An 18,474-nucleotide genomic window follows, 5' to 3' on the forward strand; every position below is an offset into this window, starting at 1 on the left:
TTAAGCTCGGTGCGCACAAAGTTTATCGCGGGGTGGAGCAGCCCGGTAGCTCGTCAGGCTCATAACCTGAAGGCCGCAGGTTCAAATCCTGCCCCCGCAACCAAGACTTTCAAACCCCGCAGAAAAACTGCGGGGTTTTTGCGTTTTAAAAGGGATTTTCTTACCCTGCACGGGCTTGAGTCAATACTATAAGCTTGGACGGTCAAACCTGACCCGAAACCCAAGCGCTATATCCGCGCGGAATTGATGAACGATCGATTATTCTGCCTGCCCGGTCCTTGCGTACGGCCATTTCCAATCGCGGATTTCCGGCATGTCTTCACCATGTTCGCGTACGTAGTTTTTGTGCAGCGCTAGTTTCTCCTCGAAACGGGCAATCAGGGGCACAGCAGCATCATTGCTGAGCGGCAGCCGTTTTATTGCACCGATTGCGAGATGAAAGCGGTCCAGCTCGTTCAAAACGGTCATATCAAATGGCGTTGTCGTCGTGCCTTGCTCAATGAAGCCATGTACGTGGAAATTGGGGTGGTTGGTACGCTTATAGACAAGCCGGTGAATGAGGTAGGGATAGCCGTGATAGGCGAAAATCACCGGGCGGTTGGTTGTGAAAATGCGGTCGAATTGGTCGTCGGCAATACCATGTGGGTGATGTTGCTGTGACTGGAGGACCATCAGGTCCACGACATTGACTACCCGGATACGCAGGTGCGGCAACGATTGACGCAGAAGATCGACCGCAGCAAGCGTTTCCATCGTCGGAACGTCGCCAGCGCAGGCCATGACGATGTCGGGTTCAAGACCGTCCTCGGTTCCGGCCCAGTCCCATATGCCGAGGCCGGCTTCGCAATGGTCCACGGCTTCGTCCATCGATAGCCACTGTGGTTCCGGCTGTTTTCCCGCAACAATAACGTTGATGCGGTTCCAGGTTTTCAGGCAATGATCACCGACCCAAAGCAATGTATTGGCATCAGGCGGGAAATAGACGCGGATGATATCGGCGCTCTTATTGGCGACAAGGTCGACAAAGCCGGGGTCCTGATGGGAAAAGCCGTTGTGATCCTGACGCCATACGTGAGAAGTCAGGAGATAGTTGAGAGATGAGATGGGCTTTCGCCATTTCAGCTCGCGCGCGACTTGCAGCCATTTTGCATGCTGGTTGAACATGGAATCTACGATATGAATGAATGCTTCATAGCAGGAGAAAAATCCATGTCTGCCGGTCAGCAGATAGCCCTCAAGCCAGCCCTGACACAGATTCTCGCTCAATACTTCCATAACTCGCCCGTCGGACGAAAGATGGTCGTCTATGTCGAGAGTTTCGGCCATCCATACCCGGTCACTGGCTTCGAAAACAGCGCTGAGACGGTTCGAGGCGGTTTCATCCGGGCCAAAAACGCGAAAGTTCTTCTCCAGCGCGTTCAGCTTGAGTATGTCACGCAGATACTCGCCAAGTATTTTGGTAGACTGTGCGTCAATCGCTCCCCGTTTAGTCACGTCAACGGCATATTGGCGGAAGTCGGGCGTGTGCAATTCCTTGCGCAGTAATCCTCCATTTGCGTGCGGATTGGCACCCATGCGCGCTGCGCCTTTCGGGGCAAGTGCGCGCAGTTCAGGCTTCAATGCACCTTTCTCGTCAAATAGATCTTCGGGGTCATAGCTTTTCATCCAGTCTTCGAGAATTTTGCGGTGCGCATCATTTTCGCGGCAATTGGCAACCGGCACCTGATGCGAGCGCCAGTAATTCTCGACGATGAGGCCGTCGACTTCCTTGGGGCCGGTCCAGCCTTTCGGGCTGCGAAGGATGATCATTGGCCAGCGGGGACGTTCCGACGATTTGACGTCGGCGTTTTTCTTGATCTTTTCGATCTGCGTGAAGATCATATCGAGTGTCGTCGCCATTTTCTGATGCATGGCTTCAGGTTCGCTGCCCTCGACGAAGAATGGTTCATAGCCGTAGCCTTTGAACAGGCTGGCCAGATCATCGTCGGAAAGACGGGCAAGGACAGTGGGATTTGCGATCTTATAGCCGTTCAGATGAAGGATCGGCAGCACGGCGCCGTCGCGCGCAGGATTGAGAAACTTGTTGGAATGCCACGAAGTCGCCAGCGTTCCCGTTTCCGCTTCGCCGTCGCCAACCACGCAAGCGACCACCAGGTCTGGATTGTCGAAAGCCGCACCATAGGCGTGGACCAGCGCATAGCCGAGCTCGCCGCCTTCATGGATAGAGCCCGGCGTTTCCGGTGCGACATGGCTTGGTATGCCGCCGGGGAAGGAAAACTGCCGAAACAGTTTGCACATGCCCGCTTCGTCCTCGCTGATGGGCGGGTAAATCTCCGAATAGGATCCTTCAAGATAGGTGTTCGCCACCATGCCGGGACCGCCGTGACCCGGCCCGCATATGTAGATCACGTTGGCGTTTCTTTCGTGAATGATGCGATTGAGATGCGCATAGATGAAGTTGAGGCCAGGCGTCGTGCCCCAATGGCCGAGCAATCTCGGCTTGATATGCTCTGGCCTCAGCGGTTTGCGCAGCAAGGGATTTTCCATCAGGTAAATCTGCCCGACGGAGAGATAGTTCGCCGCTCTCCAGTAACGGTCGATCAGCGCAAGTTGCCGTGGCGACAAAGGACCCTTAGCGTTTTCGTTGTTCATGCTCTGTCTCCTTCGCTGATTGTTACGCTGTCACGGCGCGCGTAGCTGACAGCAGCGTTTTGAATGGCTTCCAGTGTTTCGGAGGCGATGATCTGTTCTTCGTCCGTGGCCAGCACAAATGCTGCTGCCGGACAGGATCGGTTCGTGATCCGGAAAGCATTGTCTTCGTTGGCGGTTGCGTCGACTTCAAAGCCGAGCCAGCAGAGCCGCCCGCAGACCGCTTCACGGATTGTAGGTTGGTGTTCACCGATGCCTGCTGTGAAGATAAGCGCATCGAGGCCGCCGAGCGTTGCGGCAAGTCGGCAGATTTCGCCGGCTATGCGCGCGGTAAAGATGTCGAGGGCGTCCCGAGCCCTGTGGTCCTTGCTGCTGAGCAGATCACGCGTATCGCCGCTCAATCCGGACAGGCCGAGAAGGCCGGAACGATGATAAAGCAGATCGGAAAGCTCATCGGCTCGCATGTCTTCCTGTTGCAACAGGTGAAGAAGAACACCCGGATCAAGGGCTCCGCAACGGGTCGCCATAGGAATGCCGTCAAGCGTTGAAAAGCTCATGCTGGTGTCGACGCTTTTGCCACCGTCCATGGCGCACAGGCTGGCCCCACTTCCCAGATGAGCCGCAATGATCTTTCCGCGGGCAAGCTCGGGCTCCCGTCGGGAAAAATTTGCGACGATGGATTTGTAGGACAAGCCGTGAAAGCCATACCGCTTTATCCCGCGCTCGTGGAGATCGCGTGGAATTGCGAAGCGCCGGACATTATCCGGTATGGTTTGATGAAAGGCAGTGTCGAAGGAAGCTGTTTGGGCGAGGTGTGGAAAGAGTTTTCGGACCGCCTTTATCAACGCCACACTTTTAGGCTGGTGAAGCGGAGCGAAAATGGACAAGCGGTCGATGGCATCGATATGTTTGCCGTCTAATAATATTGGCCCGGCGAACTGATCGCCACCAAAGACAACGCGATGGCCGACGGCAAGAATGTTTGCGGGATTGATCTGTGCAGCCAATTTCGCGAACAGCTCATCCAGAATGCTAACAATATTGTCGGTGCCCTTGGATACCAAGGCAATGTCCAGCTTTTCGTTCTCGCCGCGCAACCGAAACGTCAGAGGCGATCCGTTCAGATCGATCTCACCCCGCGATAGTTTCCGGATGTCCTGCCCATCATAAGCGAACACGCCGATCTTCACAGTTGAGGAACCGGCATTGAACGTAACAAGCTGCTTCTCCACGCGACAGCTCCCCTTGGTCGTGGCTGATGCAGTACAAGATAGGGGAATATTTCGGGTTGACGATATGTCCTGTCGAGATGTTCGAACTTATCTTTGTAACCGTTTTTTTGGCTCCGAGTGCCCGGCAATGACGCGCCCAGTTTGGCAGAAACTCCTAATCTGCATCTTTATCGGGAACAAAATGGCTTTGGATTCATTTAGTTCGAGCGTTTGTCCGGGAATCACCGGATGATTTGCTGTGTCCAGGTTTCCGGTCGTCACAAATCGGGAGTTTGGGGGCATATCGGTTTTCAACGATTGGAGTTCATTATGGGGATTTTCGATAAGATTAAGAACGCCATTTGGGGAGAGGCACAAGCGGCAACTCCTGGGACGGAAACGGCTGCACAGCCTGCGCCGACACCGACCGCTTCATCTACTGCCGCCGCTCCGGCGCCATCTGCATCCGCACCCGCTTCTGCGGGCGCTGTCGATGTAGGCGCCATTCTGGACGCTGCTGTTGCCAAAAGCGGCCAGAAGCTCAACTGGAAGACTTCGATCGTCGATCTTATGAAAGCTCTCGGCCTCGACAGCAGCCTGGAACACCGCAAGGAGCTCGCCAAGGAGCTGGGTTATACCGGCGACACGGGCGATTCCGCGACCATGAATGTCTGGCTGCACAAGCAGGTGATCCAGAAACTCAAGGATAATGGCGGCAAAGTACCCGCCGGATTGTAATCAGGAGGGTTCCCGATGGGAAGCGCAGGAATAGGCTGGATTGCGGCAATCATCATCGGCGGTTTGGCCGGCTGGATTGCCTCCAATTTCATGAACAGCAATACCGGGATATTCATGAATGTCATCCTCGGTATTATCGGCGCAGCCGTAGCGAGTTTTATCTTCGGATTTCTCGGTGTTTCGTTCGGCGGCTGGCTGGGCTATCTGATCGCGGGCTTTATCGGCGCTTGCATATTGATATGGTTGGGCCGATTGGTAAGTTAGTAAAAAGGCGCCGCAAGGCGCCTTTTTCTTTTGCCGGATTGGAGCACATCCCAAAAAGTGGAAACCGGTTCCCACTTTCGGGAGACATGCTCTAATTCCGAGCCCGATGCTCTGCGAGGAAAATGCGGTCATCGCGGTTGGAGCAGATGACTGCGAAGATGATCGCCAGAACGGCACCCAGAAACGTATCGAGGATACGTTCGGAAATCATGCCGTCGTGCGGTACTCCCGGTGTTGCCAGATAGGTCATCAAAAGCGCCATCGGCGTCACCAGAATCTGTCCCAGCGCATAATTGCTGCCGATAATGACCTCGGTGGCGAATTGCAGTCCAGCCAGAATTGCAATGACGGACCAGAGGCTGGGGCCTTGCGCAAGTACCAGCCATGTAATCAAAGCGCCCAGAAGCGTGCCCGCCATGCGCTGCAAGGCCCGGTTCATGCTGATGTGCAGATGCGCGCCCTGCATCACGGCGACAGCGCCCATGGCCGCCCAGGCTGGATGTGTTGCGCCAAGAGCATAGGCAGCCAGCGCGGCAATCGCTGCGCCAAGCGAAATCCGGCTGGCGGCAATAAGCCTGTGAGCGGTCGGGCGTGACGGCTCGGACGGAAACGGCTTTTCCGCCGATGCCTGATGACGAAACTTCTCGGTCAGGGCGCAGATCAGGCAGGCGAGAGCCGAGACAATTGCTGTCGCGGCAGTACGCTCGAAGACATCATACAGCGACCCGACCGGCGCCATGGAGGCACCGGCTGCAAAGATGAATATGAGTGCGCCGGGCGGTCCGAATTTTCCGGTAACGGTTATGAAAGAGAATATGCCCGCAGACAGTGCCAACAGCAAAAGCTGGCCGGGCAAGGGCAGGCCAGCCCATGCGGCGAGCGACATGAAAAACACGGCGAGCGTCTGGCAGATCGCACACAGGAAAACGATCCATTCGCGTTTTGCCTGCGGAGCGAACCGGCCAAACAATGCGACAAGCGAGCCAAGCGAAGCAAAGCCGATCAGATGCGACCACGAGGACAGGCTGACCAGCGGAAGCGCGATAGCGACCGTGGCGGCGGCCTGAAGCCCGGCAAGCGACGAGTTTCTAAGCGAAGGCTGGCCAGCAAGGGCGACGCTTTCCCGAAACTGCTGCGGCGTCAAAAGGTTATAGGCGGCATGACGCCGCCCGGAAAGAAATCCGTCCGCTCTCATTGTTCCGGGTCCTGCTCGCGGTCGGATTTTATCTGCGACAGCCGGTGCTCAATGCTGTCGAAGCTTCGAAGCATGCTTGCAATGTCATCGTCCGACAGATCGGCGAGCATTTCCTTCTCGCCCTTCGCCAGCTCCTGACGAATTTCGGCGACCCGCTTTTCCCCTTGCGCCGTCAGATGCACCAGCCTCGCGCGGCTGTCCCTTTCATCGACGCGGCGTTCGGCCAGACCTTGACGGCATAGAATGTCGAGAAGGCGCACGAGGCTGGAGCCGTCTATGCCAACCAGAGCGGCCAGTTCCTTTTGCGTCACGCCGCCACCGGTCTGGTGAAGATGGACAAGGGGAACCCAGGTCGCATCGGTCAGTCCGGCTTCGGCAAGCCGGATGTCGAGTGCGCGCCGCCAGCGCCGCGCCAGCAGTGAAAAGCGAATACCGAATTGAGAACGGGGAGTGTCTGAAATCATGCGATGATTAGGACATAAAATAGTTTGAATTGCAAATCAAATTATAATTGATGGCATGCGAGGGGCCGCTGAACAGTGTTCGAGCGACGACCTGATTGAACCAGATCGACGCTCCAAATGCTTGTTTCGTCGCATTATCCTCACGCAAAACCGCTTCGCACTTTTGTTGGAAATGCTTTAATTGTTCCGCTTTTATTGATTGAGTATATTGGTAAATCAAAGCAAACCGATCCCGACACGGAGACCATATGGCGACTGAAGGACTTGGACAGACATTGGGGCCTGCTGTGGTTCTGCTCGCGGCTGGGGTTGTGGCGGTGCCGCTGTTTCGCAAGCTCGGTCTCGGTTCGGTGCTGGGATATTTCGCTGCCGGTGCTCTGGTCGGGCCGTCGGTTTTCGGCTTTTTCACCGACCCTGCAACGATCCTGCATTTTTCCGAACTTGGCGTGGTCATGTTCCTGTTCGTCATCGGACTTGAAATGCGCCCCGGCAAGCTCTGGACGATGCGGCAGCAGATATTCGGTCTGGGTCTTGCGCAGGTTCTAAGCTGCATCGCCCTTCTCACCGGCGCGGGCGTTCTTCTGGGCTTGTCGCCGATAACGGCTCTGATTGCCGGCTCCGGTTTTGTGTTATCTTCCACAGCCGTCATCATGTCGATGTTGCAGGAGCGGGGAGAAATAGCCACGTCAGACGGCCAGAAGGCTGTCTCCATCCTCCTGCTCGAAGATCTGATGATTGTGCCGCTGCTGGCACTCGTCGCCTTCCTTTCTCCCTCTCAGCATGAAACCGGTGGAATCCTGGGCATTGCGACAGCCATCGGCGCGATTTTGCTGCTGATTGTTGTCGGGCGCTGGCTGCTCGATCCCTTCTTCTCCTTGCTTGCCCGTGCGAGAGCGCGCGAAGTCCTGACGGCTGGCGCCCTGATTGTCGTGCTTGGCGCTGCCCTGCTGATGGAAGCGAGCGGCCTTTCGATGGCTATGGGCGCCTTCCTGGCCGGTGTCATGCTGTCCGGGTCCAGCTACCGGCATCAGATCGAGAGCGACATCGAGCCGTTCAAGGGGCTTTTGATGGGGCTGTTCTTTCTGGCTGTGGGCATGTCGCTCGATCTTGGCGTGGTCGCATCGGACTGGCCCTCGGTTCTCATCTTCCTCATTGCCTATGTGATTACAAAGGCAATCGGTATCTATGCTGTCGCCCGCATTTTCGGTTCCAGCCACCGATCGGCGCTCGAACGGACACTGCTTTTTGCGCAGGGCGGAGAATTCGCCTTCGTGCTCTATACATCGGCATTCGGGAACGGTTTGATTTCGGCGCGCGACAATGCGCTGTTTTCAACCGTCATCATTCTGTCGATGGCTGTTACGCCATTCGTTCTTATTCTGGGGTCCCGGCTTCTGCGCGAGGAAGCGCCGTCTCTCGAAGGCATTGAAGCCGCGCACAATCTCAAAGGCCGGGTGCTGATGATCGGCTTCGGGCGCTTCGGGCAGATCGCATCGCAATTACTGCTCGCACAAAGATCGGATGTTTCGATTATCGAAGCCGATCCCAACCGTATCCGTGAAGCCGGGCGGTTCGGTTTCAAGATATTTTACGGCGATGGATCGCGGCTCGACATCCTGCATCATTCGGGTGCCGACGAGGCGGAAATCATCATGGTGTGCGTGGACGACCGGAAGACGGCCAATCGTATCGTCGAGCTGGTCAAGTCGCATTTCCCGGCAGCAAAGCTGATGGTGCGTTCCTATGATCGCACGCACTCCATCGAGCTGTTGAAGGCGGGGGTGGATTTCGAATTGCGCGAAACATTCGAATCCGCACTGCTGTTCGGAAAGGAAGCGCTTTGCGAGCTTGGGCTGGACGAGGTGGTCGCAGAGGACACTCTACGCGATATTCGCATGCGCGATGCCGAGCGGCTGACCGCGCAGGTGCAGGGCGACATCTATTCCGGTGCCGATCAGTTGCTGACCGGCGTGCCCGTTCCTGAACCTTTGACACCGCCCGGCAAGATTACCAAACTCGCCGGGGAAGAGGGCTTAAACTGAGCAATACAAGGCCAAACAATCAGGTCGGGCTTCACTCACCATAGCATTGCAGAAGCGGCGTGCCCGGGTCGGACGCTAGCCGAACTCGCGGCTCTTGGCTGTCTTCTGGGTATGGGCAGTTTCACTTGTGCGCAGGATCAAGTTTGCCCCAACGAGAATCTTTACCGGCGGTTGCGGTTCGGCGGTGTTGATTAAATCGTCGAGCACGGTGACTGCCAGATTTCCGATTTTCCGCTTGGACACGTCAACCGTTGTGAGACCCGGTTCCATGGTGGCGCTTTGCGGCAGATTATCGAAGCCAATCACCGAAACATCGTCAGGAATACGAAGTCCCTTGCCCTTCAGTGCCCGGATGAAGCCATAGGCGATGATATCGTTCGTGCAGAAATAGCACTCGGCGAGATCGAGCCCCGAATGCAGCATTGCGCAAGTGTCGCGATGGGCGCCTTCATAAGTCGATTCAACCGAGAGAACGTCACGCTCCTGAACCTTCAGGTCCAGACGCTGCATGTTCTTGAAAAATGCATCGCGGCGAAGGCGGAAGTTCGTCGTCTCGGTATGGCTGGCGACAAAACCGATCCGCGAAAAGCCAAGCTGCTTGAAGCGCGACAGAACCTTGAAGACGGCGTCCTCATTGTTCATATCGACGAAATTGGCTTCAATGACCTCATAAAACGTATCGATAAAGACGGTGGGCAGGCCAAGGCCCTGTATCATATGGATATCTGCCGCCGAAAGCTCGGTTCCAAGCGCGATCACGCCGCGCACCGGCGCGCCGGCCAGCGATTCCGCCACCGCACTGATCGGCTGTCCGTCGAAACTCACCACTTCCAGCGTATAGTTCCTGCGTGTCGCTTCCGAGGACATGCCGTCAATATAGTCCGAGACAAAAACACTGTGATCGCGATTGACCGTCTCACCATGCTTGGCAATCTTCAGAAAGCGGATCGTTTCTCCGCTGCTTGGCGCAGTCTTTGATGCGCGCGGAACATAATTCAGTCTGGAAACAGCTTCGAGGACGCGCGCGCGCGTTTCGCCCGAAATTTCGCCCTTGCCGTTGAGCACAAGAGAAACCGTTGCCGGAGAAACGCCCGCAGTCTCTGCGATGTCTCTGATCGTAAAAGACTTTTTCTTTTTCATATGCTCCGCACGATTACAGGAATTCGGTTAAGGACGCAGGCTCCGGGAACGAGAACATCTGCCATTTGTATGGCATTTGCTCTCAGGAACTTCAAATCCGCAAATTGCACCAGATTCAATATGTTGCCGGTTTGCTTCTCAAATCAAGAACGAACAGGCTTCATCTTTTTCAACGGCAAAAGGCTCGATTTTACATCCTGATATGAATCATATGTTTAGTAAACAATATGAGCGACTTTTAAACCGATTAAGGTAAAAACGATCCACAGGCAACGGAAATTTGCCGATAATGCGCTTGACAGCGGCATTGCTTCTCGTCATTTATTTAGTGAATAATAGTTTTGTTTACTAAACATGGTAGGAGGAGACCATGCAGAAGCCAAGCAATCAGCTTGCTATGCTTGTTGTCATCAATCTCGGATTGCTCGCACTTGGCGCGTATATCTCGGGCGGGTCTTTCCTTTCCCTGTTCAACCTGCAGTCCATGGCAGGCCAGGTGCCTGAAATCGGACTTCTGGCAATCGGCGTGATGCTGGCCATGTGCGCTGGCAATGGCGGGATCGATCTTTCGGGTATCGCGCTGGCCAATCTGGCGGGTGTGCTCTCCGCCGTTATTGTTTCGATGTTCATCTCCAGCGCTGAAAACCAGCTTGGCTTCAGCCTTGCCTTCATCGGTCTGGCGCTGCTGATCGGCCTTGCGGGCGGCATCATAAACGGCGTGCTGATTGCGCGTTTCAACATCACCCCGATCCTCTGCACGCTTGGCACGCAGATGGCATTTACGGGACTTGCGGTTGTTGTTTCCGGCGGACGCGCGGTCATGGTCGGCAGCCCCGATCTTCTGTCGCGCATCGGCAACGACATGTTTCTGGCTGTTCCGATCAGCTTCCTCATCTTCATCGCGATGGCGGTGCTTATTGCTGCGGTCGTGCGCTTCACGCCCTACGGTTACTGGCTGATGCTGATGGGAACCAATCCGAAAGCCGCTGTTTTTGCCGGCTTCCCGCGCAATGGCGTTCTGGTTGCCACCTATGCAACCAGCGGCCTGCTGGCAGGATTGGCAGGGATCATCATCGCTGCACGCAACGTCAACGTGAAGTTCGACTATGGCAGCTCATATCTTCTGGTCGCCATTCTCATCGCCGTCATGGCGGGCGTTAAGCCGGAAGGCGGCTATGGCCGCGTGATCTGCGTGGTGCTGAGCGCTGTTGCGCTGCAACTCATGTCCAGCCTGCTCAACTTCGGCGGCCTTTCCAATTTTGTCCGCGACTTCGCCTGGGGCCTGCTGCTGCTCGCCTTCCTCGCAGTCGGAAAATACGACATCGCGGGATTCTTTACCCTTGGCAATCGCCAGAAGGGAAACATCGGTGCGCACCCCTCAGGCACCCGAGCATAGATACTGGGGGATTGTAAGTGTGGAGGAAATAATGAAAGCAAAAACGAAAAAACTGCTCGCTGGCACAATCATTGGCGCGGCTGTTGTCGCAGGCAGCGCGGGCACGCTCGTCGCACAGGAAAAGCCGGTTATTGCAACGGTCGTCAAGATCAGCGGTATTCCGTGGTTCGACCGCATGAACACCGGTGTGGAAGCCTATCAGAAGGCAAATCCTGATGTGGTTGCAACCCAGAGCGGCCCTGCGACGTCCGACGCCGCGCAGCAGCTCCAGATCGTTCAGGACCTCGTTGCCAAGGGCGTAAACGCTCTCGCCGTCGTTCCGATGGACCCGGCTGTTCTCGAAGGCACCTTCAAGCGCGCCATGGAACGCGGCATCGTTGTTGTGACCCACGAGGCCGACAACCAGGTCAACACCATGGCCGACGTCGAAGCCTTCGATAATGCGGATTACGGAACGGCGCTCAACGAACGTCTGGCGGAATGCATGGGCAAGAGCGGCAAGTGGACCACTTTCGTTGGCTCGCTCGGCAGCCGCACGCATATGCAGTGGGTTGGCGCAGCGGAAGAAAACGCCAAGAAGTATGCCGACATGCAGCTCGTCGATCCGAACAATGAATCCTTCGACGATGCCAACGGCACCTACGAAAAGGCCAAGGAAATCCTGCGCAAGCATCCTGACCTGAAGGGCTTCCAGACTTCTGCCGGTAATGACGTTCTCGGCGTTGGCCGTGCAATCGATGAAGCTGGCCTGAGCGGCAAGGTCTGCCTGGTTGGCACCGGTCTGCCAAATCCGTCGGCTGATCTTCTGGAATCCGGCGCAATCACCGCAATCGGCTTCTGGGATCCGCAGAAGGCCGGTATGGCCATGAACGCGCTTGCTCGCATGTTCCTTGAAAAGAAGGAAGTGAAGGACGGCACCGATCTTGGCGTTGAAGGCTACAACAGCGTTCGCGTGAAGAAGGGTGCAGGCGAAGGCCTCCTCGTCATCGGCAACGGCATGGTTCTCGCTGACAAGGCCACCTACAAGGAACACCTGTTCTAAGAGCACCACGACAGGCTGACTGACCATCGCATGCGGACATCGTTCAGCCGCATGCGAATGGTGTCAAAAGCCCGGATGCAGCCCCCGCTGCATCCGGGCGCCTGGACCGAATGAACCATCAAAAATCAAGACATTAGCGGGCGGCAGTTACAGCCAACCCGGTCCTACAGCCAGCGCGGTCGCCTTTGCGAACGGCGCGGCGACAAAGGAATTCAACGTGTCAACTAAGACGACGAATGGGACGAGCACCGACCGGTCTCCGGATCGCTATCTCGAACTGCGCAATATCCATAAGCGGTTTGGCGGCGTTCACGCGCTGCGCGGCATCAATCTGACAATCGATCTTGGCCAGGCCTATCACCTGTTGGGTGAAAATGGTTGCGGCAAGAGCACCATCATCAAGATCATGTCCGGCGCACATGCACCCAGCGAAGGCGAGATTATTCTGGATGGCAAAACCTATACCGCGCTGAACCCGATCCAGTCGCTGGCAGCCGGTATCGAGACCGTTTATCAGGATCTGTCGCTTATTCCCAATCTGACCGTTGCCGAAAACGTAGCGCTGAATGAGCAGCTCGTTGAAGGCAATGGCCGACTGTTTCGCAGCGTCAAGTTTTCGCAGCTTCGTGAGACCGCAGAACGAGCTTTGAGCACGGTTGGCCTGCCGACCGACAAAGCCTTTCTGAATACAATCGTTTCCGAGCTGCCGCTTGCCATGCGCCAGCTCGTCGCGATTTCGCGCGCCATTGCAACGCACGCCAAGCTCGTCATCATGGACGAGCCGACCACATCGCTGACCCGTCGCGAAGTGGACAATCTGATTGAAGTGGTCGAGCGTCTGCGCGCAGAGCGCGTCGCCGTGCTTTTCGTGACCCACAAGCTTGATGAATGCTATCGCATCGGCGGCAATGCGGTTGTCTTCCGCGATGGCCAGTGCGTGGCACAGGGGCCAATCGAAAATTATACCAAGAAGCAGCTTTCCGAGCTGATGATCGGCAGGGAAATCGACGCCGAGCGCTACCGCACGGGGCAACCGGGTGAAGCAGAACTGCTGAAACTCGATAAGTTGTCGGCGTCTGGTTTCAAGGGCATCGGCTTTAGCTTACGCAAAGGCGAAATCCTCGGCATTACCGGTCTTGCGGATTCGGGCCGTAACGAGCTTGCCATGGCAATCACCGGCGTTGTGCCTGCACATTCCGGCTCAATCCGCCTCGAAGGAACTGTAACCGAGGTCAAAAGCCCTGCGGAAGCCATTGAGCGCGGCATAGGCTATGTGCCGGAAGACCGGCTTGCAGAAGGCTTGTTCCTTGATAAATCGATCTTTGAAAACGAGATCGCGCTGATCTTCAAAAAGCTCTGCAACAGCCTTGGCATCGTTGATCAGAAAGAGGGCCGGACTATTGCCGCCTCGCTAATGAAAGAGATGCGGCTGAACACCACCAATCTCGACCTGCCGGTTGGTGCGCTTTCGGGCGGCAATCAGCAGCGCGTTTTGATCGGCCGCTGGTTGAGCATCGGCCCCAAGCTTCTGGTGCTGCACGGTCCGACTGTTGGCGTCGATGTGGGATCGAAAGACACGATTTATCGCGCAATTCAGGCGCTGGCCGAAGCTGGCATGGGTCTCATCATCGTCAGCGATGATCTGCCGGAGCTTCTGCAGAATGCAGACCGCATTCTTGTCATGAACGCAGGCAGCATTGTTGCCGAATTCGATGCGGCACAGGCCACCGAAGATGAGCTCTATCAAGCCATGATGTCGTCGCAGAAGGAAGTTGCCTAATGAGTGCGTCGCAGTATCAACAGGATTTAGGTCGGACCCAATCCTTCAAGCCGGGTGAGTTCATTCGCAGGCGCCCGGAATCGATCACTTTCTTCCTGCTTGTGGCAATCTGCATGATTGTTTCGGTCATCAACCCTGCATTCCTGCAAGCCTCGACACTGATCGATATCGGTCGCGCCAGTGTGGTGATGGGCTTGTTTGCGCTTGGCGTCTTCATCATCCTCGCCGCTGGCGGCATCGATGTTTCCTTTACGGCGATTGCTGCCACGACAGTCTATTCGCTGACGCTTCTGGTGCAGTCCTACATGCCGGAACTGCCGATCATCTTCATCATTTTGATGGCGATTGCAGGCGGTATTTTCCTTGGCGTTCTCAACGGTCTTCTGGTGCATTACCTCAATGTACCGTCGCTGATCGTCACCATCGGCACGCAATATCTCTTCCGCGGCTTCCTGCTGGCTTTTGTCGGCACGGTCTGGATCATGTCCCTGCCTCCGACAATGGGTGCTTTTGGTCGCCTTCCGCTGTTCCAGTTTGAATCGGCAACCGGCGCCACCATCACCATGCCATTCTATTTTCTGGTGCTGCCTGCGGCTGCAATCCTGACCTGGTGGATATTGAACCGCACCTTGATGGGCCGTGCGATTTTCGCAATGGGCGGCAACAGCCAGATTGCTGCCCGCCTTGGCTATAATCTGCGCACCATCCGTATCTTCCTGTTCGGCTATGCAGGTGGTCTGGCAGGGCTTGCCGGTATCATCCATGTCTGCGCCAACCGCCAGTCGAGCCCATTCGACTTCGTGGGAACCGAAATCAGCGTTATCGCGGCTGTGGTTCTCGGTGGCGCGCGCATCACCGGCGGCACCGGCACCGTCGTCGGCACTCTTCTCGGTGTGCTGCTCATCACCGTCATCAACAGTGTTCTGGTGCTCGTGGGCATCCCCAGCACGTGGCAGCGTCTCGTCGTGGGCTGCTTCATCCTGCTGGCTGCCGCCTTCTTCGTCACCCGCCAACGCAAGAAATAACCCGATACTCTCAAGAGGAAATCATGAAGAAATTCCTGAACGATCCCGTCAATTTCGTGGATGAGATGCTTGAAGGCATCTATCGGGCGCATCCCGAGCTTACCTTTGTCGACAACGACAAGCGTTGCATGGTCACAGCCAATACCAAATCCGGCAAGGTCGGCATCGCAACGGGCGGCGGCTCTGGCCATCTGCCACTGTTCCTTGGCTATATCGGCGAAGGCATGATCGACGGCGCGGCTGTCGGTGGCGTGTTCCAGTCGCCGAGCTCGGAACAGATGTATCAGGTCACCAAGGCAATCGATCAGGGCGCTGGTGTTCTCTACATTTACGGCAATTACAGCGGCGACATCATCAATTTCGATATGGCTGCAGAACTTGCCGATCTCGATGGCATCACCGTCAAGCAGGTCGTCGGCAATGATGATGTGGCGTCCTCCATTGTCGGTGAAGAACACAAGCGTCGCGGCGTCGCCGGTATCTTCTTTGTCTATAAGGCTGCCGGTGCCGCCGCCGCCAACGGCCTGTCGCTCGATGAAGTGACGCGCCTTGCCGATAAGGCACGCCTGCGCACCCGCACGATGGGCGTTGCTCTCTCGAGCTGCGTTGTACCGGAAATCGGTCACGCCACCTTCTCGATTGGCGAAGACGAAATGGAAATCGGCATGGGCATCCATGGCGAGCCGGGCATCAGCCGCAAGAAGCTTGCCAGTGCAGATGCGGTTATCGACGAGCTGATGGAACGCATTTTTGCCGAGCAGGCCTATGCCAAGGGCGATGAAGTTGCCGTACTGGTCAACGGTCTTGGCGGCACGCCGCTTGAAGAACTCTACATCATGTTCCGCCGGGTTTCGCAGCTCTTTGACGAGCGTGGCGTCAAGGTCAAGCATGTCTGGATCGGCGAGTTTGCCACGTCCATGGAAATGGCTGGTGCATCAGTCTCCGTGCTGCATCTGGATGAAGAACTGGAGCCACTGGTTGCCGCTTCCGCTAATACCCCATTCTTCAAGCATTTTGCGGGTTGAGGTCAGATTATGAACGTCATTACAGCATCTGATCTGATCAACCTCTTCGACAGATGGAAACAGCTTTTTGCAGAACAGCGCGAATTCCTTATCGCGCTGGACGGCAAAGTTGGCGATAGCGATCTCGGCATCACCATGAGCAAGGCCTTTACGGCAGCCGCTGAAGCTGCCCATACGGAAGGTGAGGCCGCAGGCATTGCCAAGCTCCTGCGCACGGCTGGCGCCACCATGGCGCGTGTTGCGCCATCGACCATGGGTACGCTGACCGCAACCGGCTTCCTGCGTGCAAGCAAGGCCTGCGACGGGATCGACGCGCTGGGCACGCCAGAGATAGCCGCTTTCTGGCGCGCTTATCGCGATGGCATTGCCGAGCGTGGCAAGGCCAAGGTCGGTGACAAGACGCTGCTCGATGTGCTGGACCCGATTGCAGTCACGCTTGAGGCACAAGCCGCAGCAGGTGCTTCATTGACAGATGCGCTTGCAGCCGCCGCCAAAGCTGCCGAAGATGCGCTTGAAGCGACCAAGACCATGGTTGCCCAGCATGGCAAGGCCGCAGCCTTTCAGGAAAAGACGATCGGTCTTCAGGATGCAGGCGCAACGGTGGGAATGCTGCTGATTACCAGCATGTCGGCTTTCGTTTCCGCAGGCTGATATAAGCAGGCCAATATTCACATGACAGATAGACGAAAGCCCCGAGCTACAGGCTCGGGGCTTTTGCAATTATGGGCTTAGGCTGGTCGAAATATGTCTTAGTGCGACTTGGCCGCTGGATCAGGGAGTTCCGACAGGAATCTGGTTCAACAATGCAAACAGAATGGCTGAGAGGATTGCTGCTGCCGGGACGGTGACTACCCAGGCGGCGGCAATCGTCAGTGCGTGCGAGCGACGGACCAGCTTGCGACGGCGACGCTCCTCAACCGGAATAGATTCCAGTGGCAGGGCCTGGCGGGCTTTCTTCAACCGACGCTCTGTGTCCCATTCCCGGAAGAACCCAACGCCAAAGATTGCACCAATGGCAATATGGGTCGAACTGACCGGCAGTCCCAGCCAGCTCGCCAGAATGACGGTGATCGCAGCGGAAAGTGACACGCAATAGGCTCGCATCGGGTTCAGTTTGGTGATCTGGTTTCCAACCATCCGAATGAGCTTGGGGCCAAACAGGCACAAGCCGAATGAAATGCCACACGCGCCGATCAGCATAACCCAGAGCGGAATCACAACACCGTCGTTTAGCGCGCCGGTCTGCGATGTCTGGACAATTGCCGCGAGCGGCCCGACAGCATTTGCCACATCATTTGCACCATGGGCAAAGCTGAGCAATGCCGCCGAAACAACGAGAGGAATGCTGAACAGGACCTTGAGTGACTTGTTACGATTTTCAAGGCCGTGTGACTGGCGGCGGATGACCGGGATCAAAATCAACCAACTTCCGACGCCGACAGCCACCCCACAGATCAGGGCTACCTCAATTGATACATCGATCAACTGTTTCAGCCCCTTCATGATCAGATATGTCGCAAAGGTTCCCGCCATAAAACCAACAAGGATTGGCACCCATACGCGAGCAGCGGCAATCTTGTCTGTACGATAGACAATACGGGCTTTGATCAACCAGAGAAAACCAGCCGCTATGATCGCACCCAGCACTGGGGAAATAACCCAGCTTGCCGCGATAGCCGTCATTTGAGACCAGTTCACCGCTCCGAAGCCAGCTGCGACGATGCCTGCGCCCACGACACCTCCGACAACCGCATGCGTGGTCGAAACAGGAGCGCCGATCCATGTTGCCAGGTTGACCCAAAGCGCAGAGGCAAGCAACGCTGCCATCATTGCCCAGATGAACATGATCGGTGTTGCAAGCGTGTCTGGCGCAATGATGCCGGTTGCGACCGTCGATACAACATCAGCACCGGCAATGAGCGCGCCAGCACTTTCAAACACTGCGGCAATCGCAATCGCGCCACCCATGCTCAGCGCATTGGCGCCGACAGCCGGTCCCATATTGTTGGCTACGTCGTTGGCGCCAATGTTCAAAGCCATGTAGGCGCCAAAAACGGCTGCGGCTACAACGATAAGCGTCTGACTGGTCTGGCCCAGCAGCATGGCAGCGCCAAGTCCGGCAAGTATGATGAAAACAAGGGCGATGCCCGGCGCCACAAGCGGACGCGAGACGTAGCTCGCCGCCGTTTCCAGCTTGACGAAGCGGCTCAAGTCTCGATCCAGAGTCTCCAGATGACGAGCTTCGAGATCTTCGTTTGCCATGATTTACTCTTGATTTCTAACGCAGCGCACCGGCTCAATACGGTCGCTTGGGAATGACCCATTTCAGGAATTTGACCGGTGTTTAAATGCTGCCATTTTGAAAAGTCAATGATTCGAGTCTGCTCAGATCAGTAAGAGCCGCGACGAAAGACACTATACAGTAGTTGGCTAATGATTGAGCCTATTTAATAGAATAATAAAATCAATATATTATGAGAATATTTTTGCTGCCGAGCTCTTC

Annotated in this window: 15 protein-coding genes and 1 tRNA gene; 10 read left to right on the forward strand and 6 right to left on the reverse strand. The window is 56.1% G+C overall.

What is annotated here, in order from left to right; all coding sequences use genetic code 11:
• Window positions 1-26: 26 nt before the first annotated feature.
• Window positions 27-103, forward strand: a tRNA-Met gene (locus F9K91_RS21695).
• 155 nt (window positions 104-258) lie between these two features.
• Here F9K91_RS21695 and F9K91_RS21700 read toward each other — a convergent pair.
• Window positions 259-2,652, reverse strand: coding sequence for a phosphoketolase family protein (locus F9K91_RS21700; protein ID WP_151678709.1), 2,394 nt, complete (start codon window positions 2,650-2,652; stop codon window positions 259-261).
• Window positions 2,649-3,881 carry an acetate/propionate family kinase gene (locus F9K91_RS21705; RefSeq protein WP_151678710.1) on the reverse strand — a complete coding sequence of 411 codons (1,233 nt, stop codon included), beginning with the start codon at window positions 3,879-3,881 and terminating at the stop codon, window positions 2,649-2,651. Before F9K91_RS21705 ends, F9K91_RS21700 begins: the two co-directional genes overlap by 4 nt.
• A 309-nt stretch (window positions 3,882-4,190) precedes the next feature.
• On the opposite strand from F9K91_RS21705, the gene F9K91_RS21710 reads away from it, so the two are divergent.
• Window positions 4,191-4,598 (forward strand): DUF3597 domain-containing protein, encoded by a 408-nt coding sequence (locus F9K91_RS21710; RefSeq protein ID WP_061345689.1) that lies wholly within the window; start codon window positions 4,191-4,193, stop codon window positions 4,596-4,598.
• Window positions 4,599-4,613: 15 nt separating this feature from the next.
• Complete coding sequence (locus tag F9K91_RS21715; protein WP_010659353.1) at window positions 4,614-4,862, forward strand: GlsB/YeaQ/YmgE family stress response membrane protein; 249 nt, start codon at window positions 4,614-4,616, stop codon at window positions 4,860-4,862.
• Window positions 4,863-4,953: 91 nt separating this feature from the next.
• On the opposite strand, the gene F9K91_RS21720 is transcribed toward F9K91_RS21715, so the two are convergent.
• Complete coding sequence (locus tag F9K91_RS21720) at window positions 4,954-6,057, reverse strand: FUSC family protein (RefSeq protein ID WP_151558148.1); 1,104 nt, start codon at window positions 6,055-6,057, stop codon at window positions 4,954-4,956.
• The gene (locus F9K91_RS21725; protein WP_151678711.1) at window positions 6,054-6,521 is read right to left on the reverse strand and encodes a MarR family winged helix-turn-helix transcriptional regulator; all 468 of its coding nucleotides are present in this window, start codon (window positions 6,519-6,521) and stop codon (window positions 6,054-6,056) included. Before F9K91_RS21725 ends, F9K91_RS21720 begins: the two co-directional genes overlap by 4 nt.
• Window positions 6,522-6,769: 248 nt before the next feature.
• Here F9K91_RS21725 and F9K91_RS21730 point away from each other — a divergent pair, with 248 nt between their 5' ends.
• Entirely contained in the window at window positions 6,770-8,563 is a 1,794-nt protein-coding gene (locus F9K91_RS21730) for a monovalent cation:proton antiporter-2 (CPA2) family protein (protein WP_151558152.1), read from the forward strand.
• Window positions 8,564-8,638: 75 nt separating this feature from the next.
• Here F9K91_RS21730 and F9K91_RS21735 read toward each other — a convergent pair whose 3' ends face one another.
• Window positions 8,639-9,703, reverse strand: a complete 1,065-nt coding sequence (locus F9K91_RS21735; RefSeq protein WP_151558154.1) for a LacI family DNA-binding transcriptional regulator — start codon at window positions 9,701-9,703, stop codon at window positions 8,639-8,641.
• A 370-nt stretch (window positions 9,704-10,073) separates the two neighbouring features.
• Here F9K91_RS21735 and F9K91_RS21740 point away from each other — a divergent pair, with 370 nt between their 5' ends.
• The 6 genes from F9K91_RS21740 to F9K91_RS21765 all read left to right on the forward strand — a co-directional run bounded on the left by F9K91_RS21740 (window position 10,074) and on the right by F9K91_RS21765 (window position 16,622).
• A complete protein-coding gene (locus F9K91_RS21740) occupies window positions 10,074-11,099 on the forward strand; it encodes an ABC transporter permease (protein ID WP_151558156.1) in 1,026 nt (341 codons plus the stop codon).
• Window positions 11,100-11,130: 31 nt separating this feature from the next.
• Window positions 11,131-12,141 carry a substrate-binding domain-containing protein gene (locus F9K91_RS21745; RefSeq protein ID WP_151648939.1) on the forward strand — a complete coding sequence of 337 codons (1,011 nt, stop codon included), beginning with the start codon at window positions 11,131-11,133 and terminating at the stop codon, window positions 12,139-12,141.
• A 217-nt stretch (window positions 12,142-12,358) separates the two neighbouring features.
• On the forward strand, window positions 12,359-13,921 hold the full coding sequence (locus F9K91_RS21750; RefSeq protein ID WP_151678712.1) for a sugar ABC transporter ATP-binding protein: 1,563 nt from the start codon (window positions 12,359-12,361) through the stop codon (window positions 13,919-13,921).
• The gene (locus F9K91_RS21755; RefSeq protein ID WP_151678713.1) at window positions 13,921-14,946 is read left to right on the forward strand and encodes an ABC transporter permease; all 1,026 of its coding nucleotides are present in this window, start codon (window positions 13,921-13,923) and stop codon (window positions 14,944-14,946) included. The genes F9K91_RS21750 and F9K91_RS21755 overlap by 1 nt, the downstream gene beginning before the upstream one ends.
• A 23-nt stretch (window positions 14,947-14,969) precedes the next feature.
• Complete coding sequence (locus F9K91_RS21760) at window positions 14,970-15,971, forward strand: dihydroxyacetone kinase subunit DhaK (protein ID WP_061345698.1); 1,002 nt, start codon at window positions 14,970-14,972, stop codon at window positions 15,969-15,971.
• A 9-nt stretch (window positions 15,972-15,980) separates the two neighbouring features.
• On the forward strand, window positions 15,981-16,622 hold the full coding sequence (locus F9K91_RS21765; protein ID WP_151678714.1) for a dihydroxyacetone kinase family protein: 642 nt from the start codon (window positions 15,981-15,983) through the stop codon (window positions 16,620-16,622).
• A gap of 120 nt (window positions 16,623-16,742) precedes the next feature.
• Here the strand turns inward: F9K91_RS21765 and F9K91_RS21770 are convergent, their stop codons facing one another.
• Complete coding sequence (locus F9K91_RS21770; protein WP_151653238.1) at window positions 16,743-18,233, reverse strand: inorganic phosphate transporter; 1,491 nt, start codon at window positions 18,231-18,233, stop codon at window positions 16,743-16,745.
• Window positions 18,234-18,474: the final 241 nt, after the last annotated feature.

The organism is Brucella tritici (assembly GCF_008932295.1).
GTDB classification, from domain to species: domain Bacteria; phylum Pseudomonadota; class Alphaproteobacteria; order Rhizobiales; family Rhizobiaceae; genus Brucella; species Brucella tritici.

Coding starts and splice junctions, on each gene's coding strand:
- F9K91_RS21755 (WP_151678713.1), top strand. CDS start 13,921: ATGAGTGCGTCGCAGTATCAACAGGATTTAGGTCGGACCCAATCCTTC.
- F9K91_RS21745 (WP_151648939.1), top strand. CDS start 11,131: ATGAAAGCAAAAACGAAAAAACTGCTCGCTGGCACAATCATTGGCGCG.
- F9K91_RS21720 (WP_151558148.1), bottom strand. CDS start 6,057: ATGAGAGCGGACGGATTTCTTTCCGGGCGGCGTCATGCCGCCTATAAC.
- F9K91_RS21765 (WP_151678714.1), top strand. CDS start 15,981: ATGAACGTCATTACAGCATCTGATCTGATCAACCTCTTCGACAGATGG.
- F9K91_RS21730 (WP_151558152.1), top strand. CDS start 6,770: ATGGCGACTGAAGGACTTGGACAGACATTGGGGCCTGCTGTGGTTCTG.
- F9K91_RS21740 (WP_151558156.1), top strand. CDS start 10,074: ATGCAGAAGCCAAGCAATCAGCTTGCTATGCTTGTTGTCATCAATCTC.
- F9K91_RS21700 (WP_151678709.1), bottom strand. CDS start 2,652: ATGAACAACGAAAACGCTAAGGGTCCTTTGTCGCCACGGCAACTTGCG.
- F9K91_RS21710 (WP_061345689.1), top strand. CDS start 4,191: ATGGGGATTTTCGATAAGATTAAGAACGCCATTTGGGGAGAGGCACAA.
- F9K91_RS21770 (WP_151653238.1), bottom strand. CDS start 18,233: ATGGCAAACGAAGATCTCGAAGCTCGTCATCTGGAGACTCTGGATCGA.
- F9K91_RS21735 (WP_151558154.1), bottom strand. CDS start 9,703: ATGAAAAAGAAAAAGTCTTTTACGATCAGAGACATCGCAGAGACTGCG.
- F9K91_RS21715 (WP_010659353.1), top strand. CDS start 4,614: ATGGGAAGCGCAGGAATAGGCTGGATTGCGGCAATCATCATCGGCGGT.
- F9K91_RS21725 (WP_151678711.1), bottom strand. CDS start 6,521: ATGATTTCAGACACTCCCCGTTCTCAATTCGGTATTCGCTTTTCACTG.
- F9K91_RS21760 (WP_061345698.1), top strand. CDS start 14,970: ATGAAGAAATTCCTGAACGATCCCGTCAATTTCGTGGATGAGATGCTT.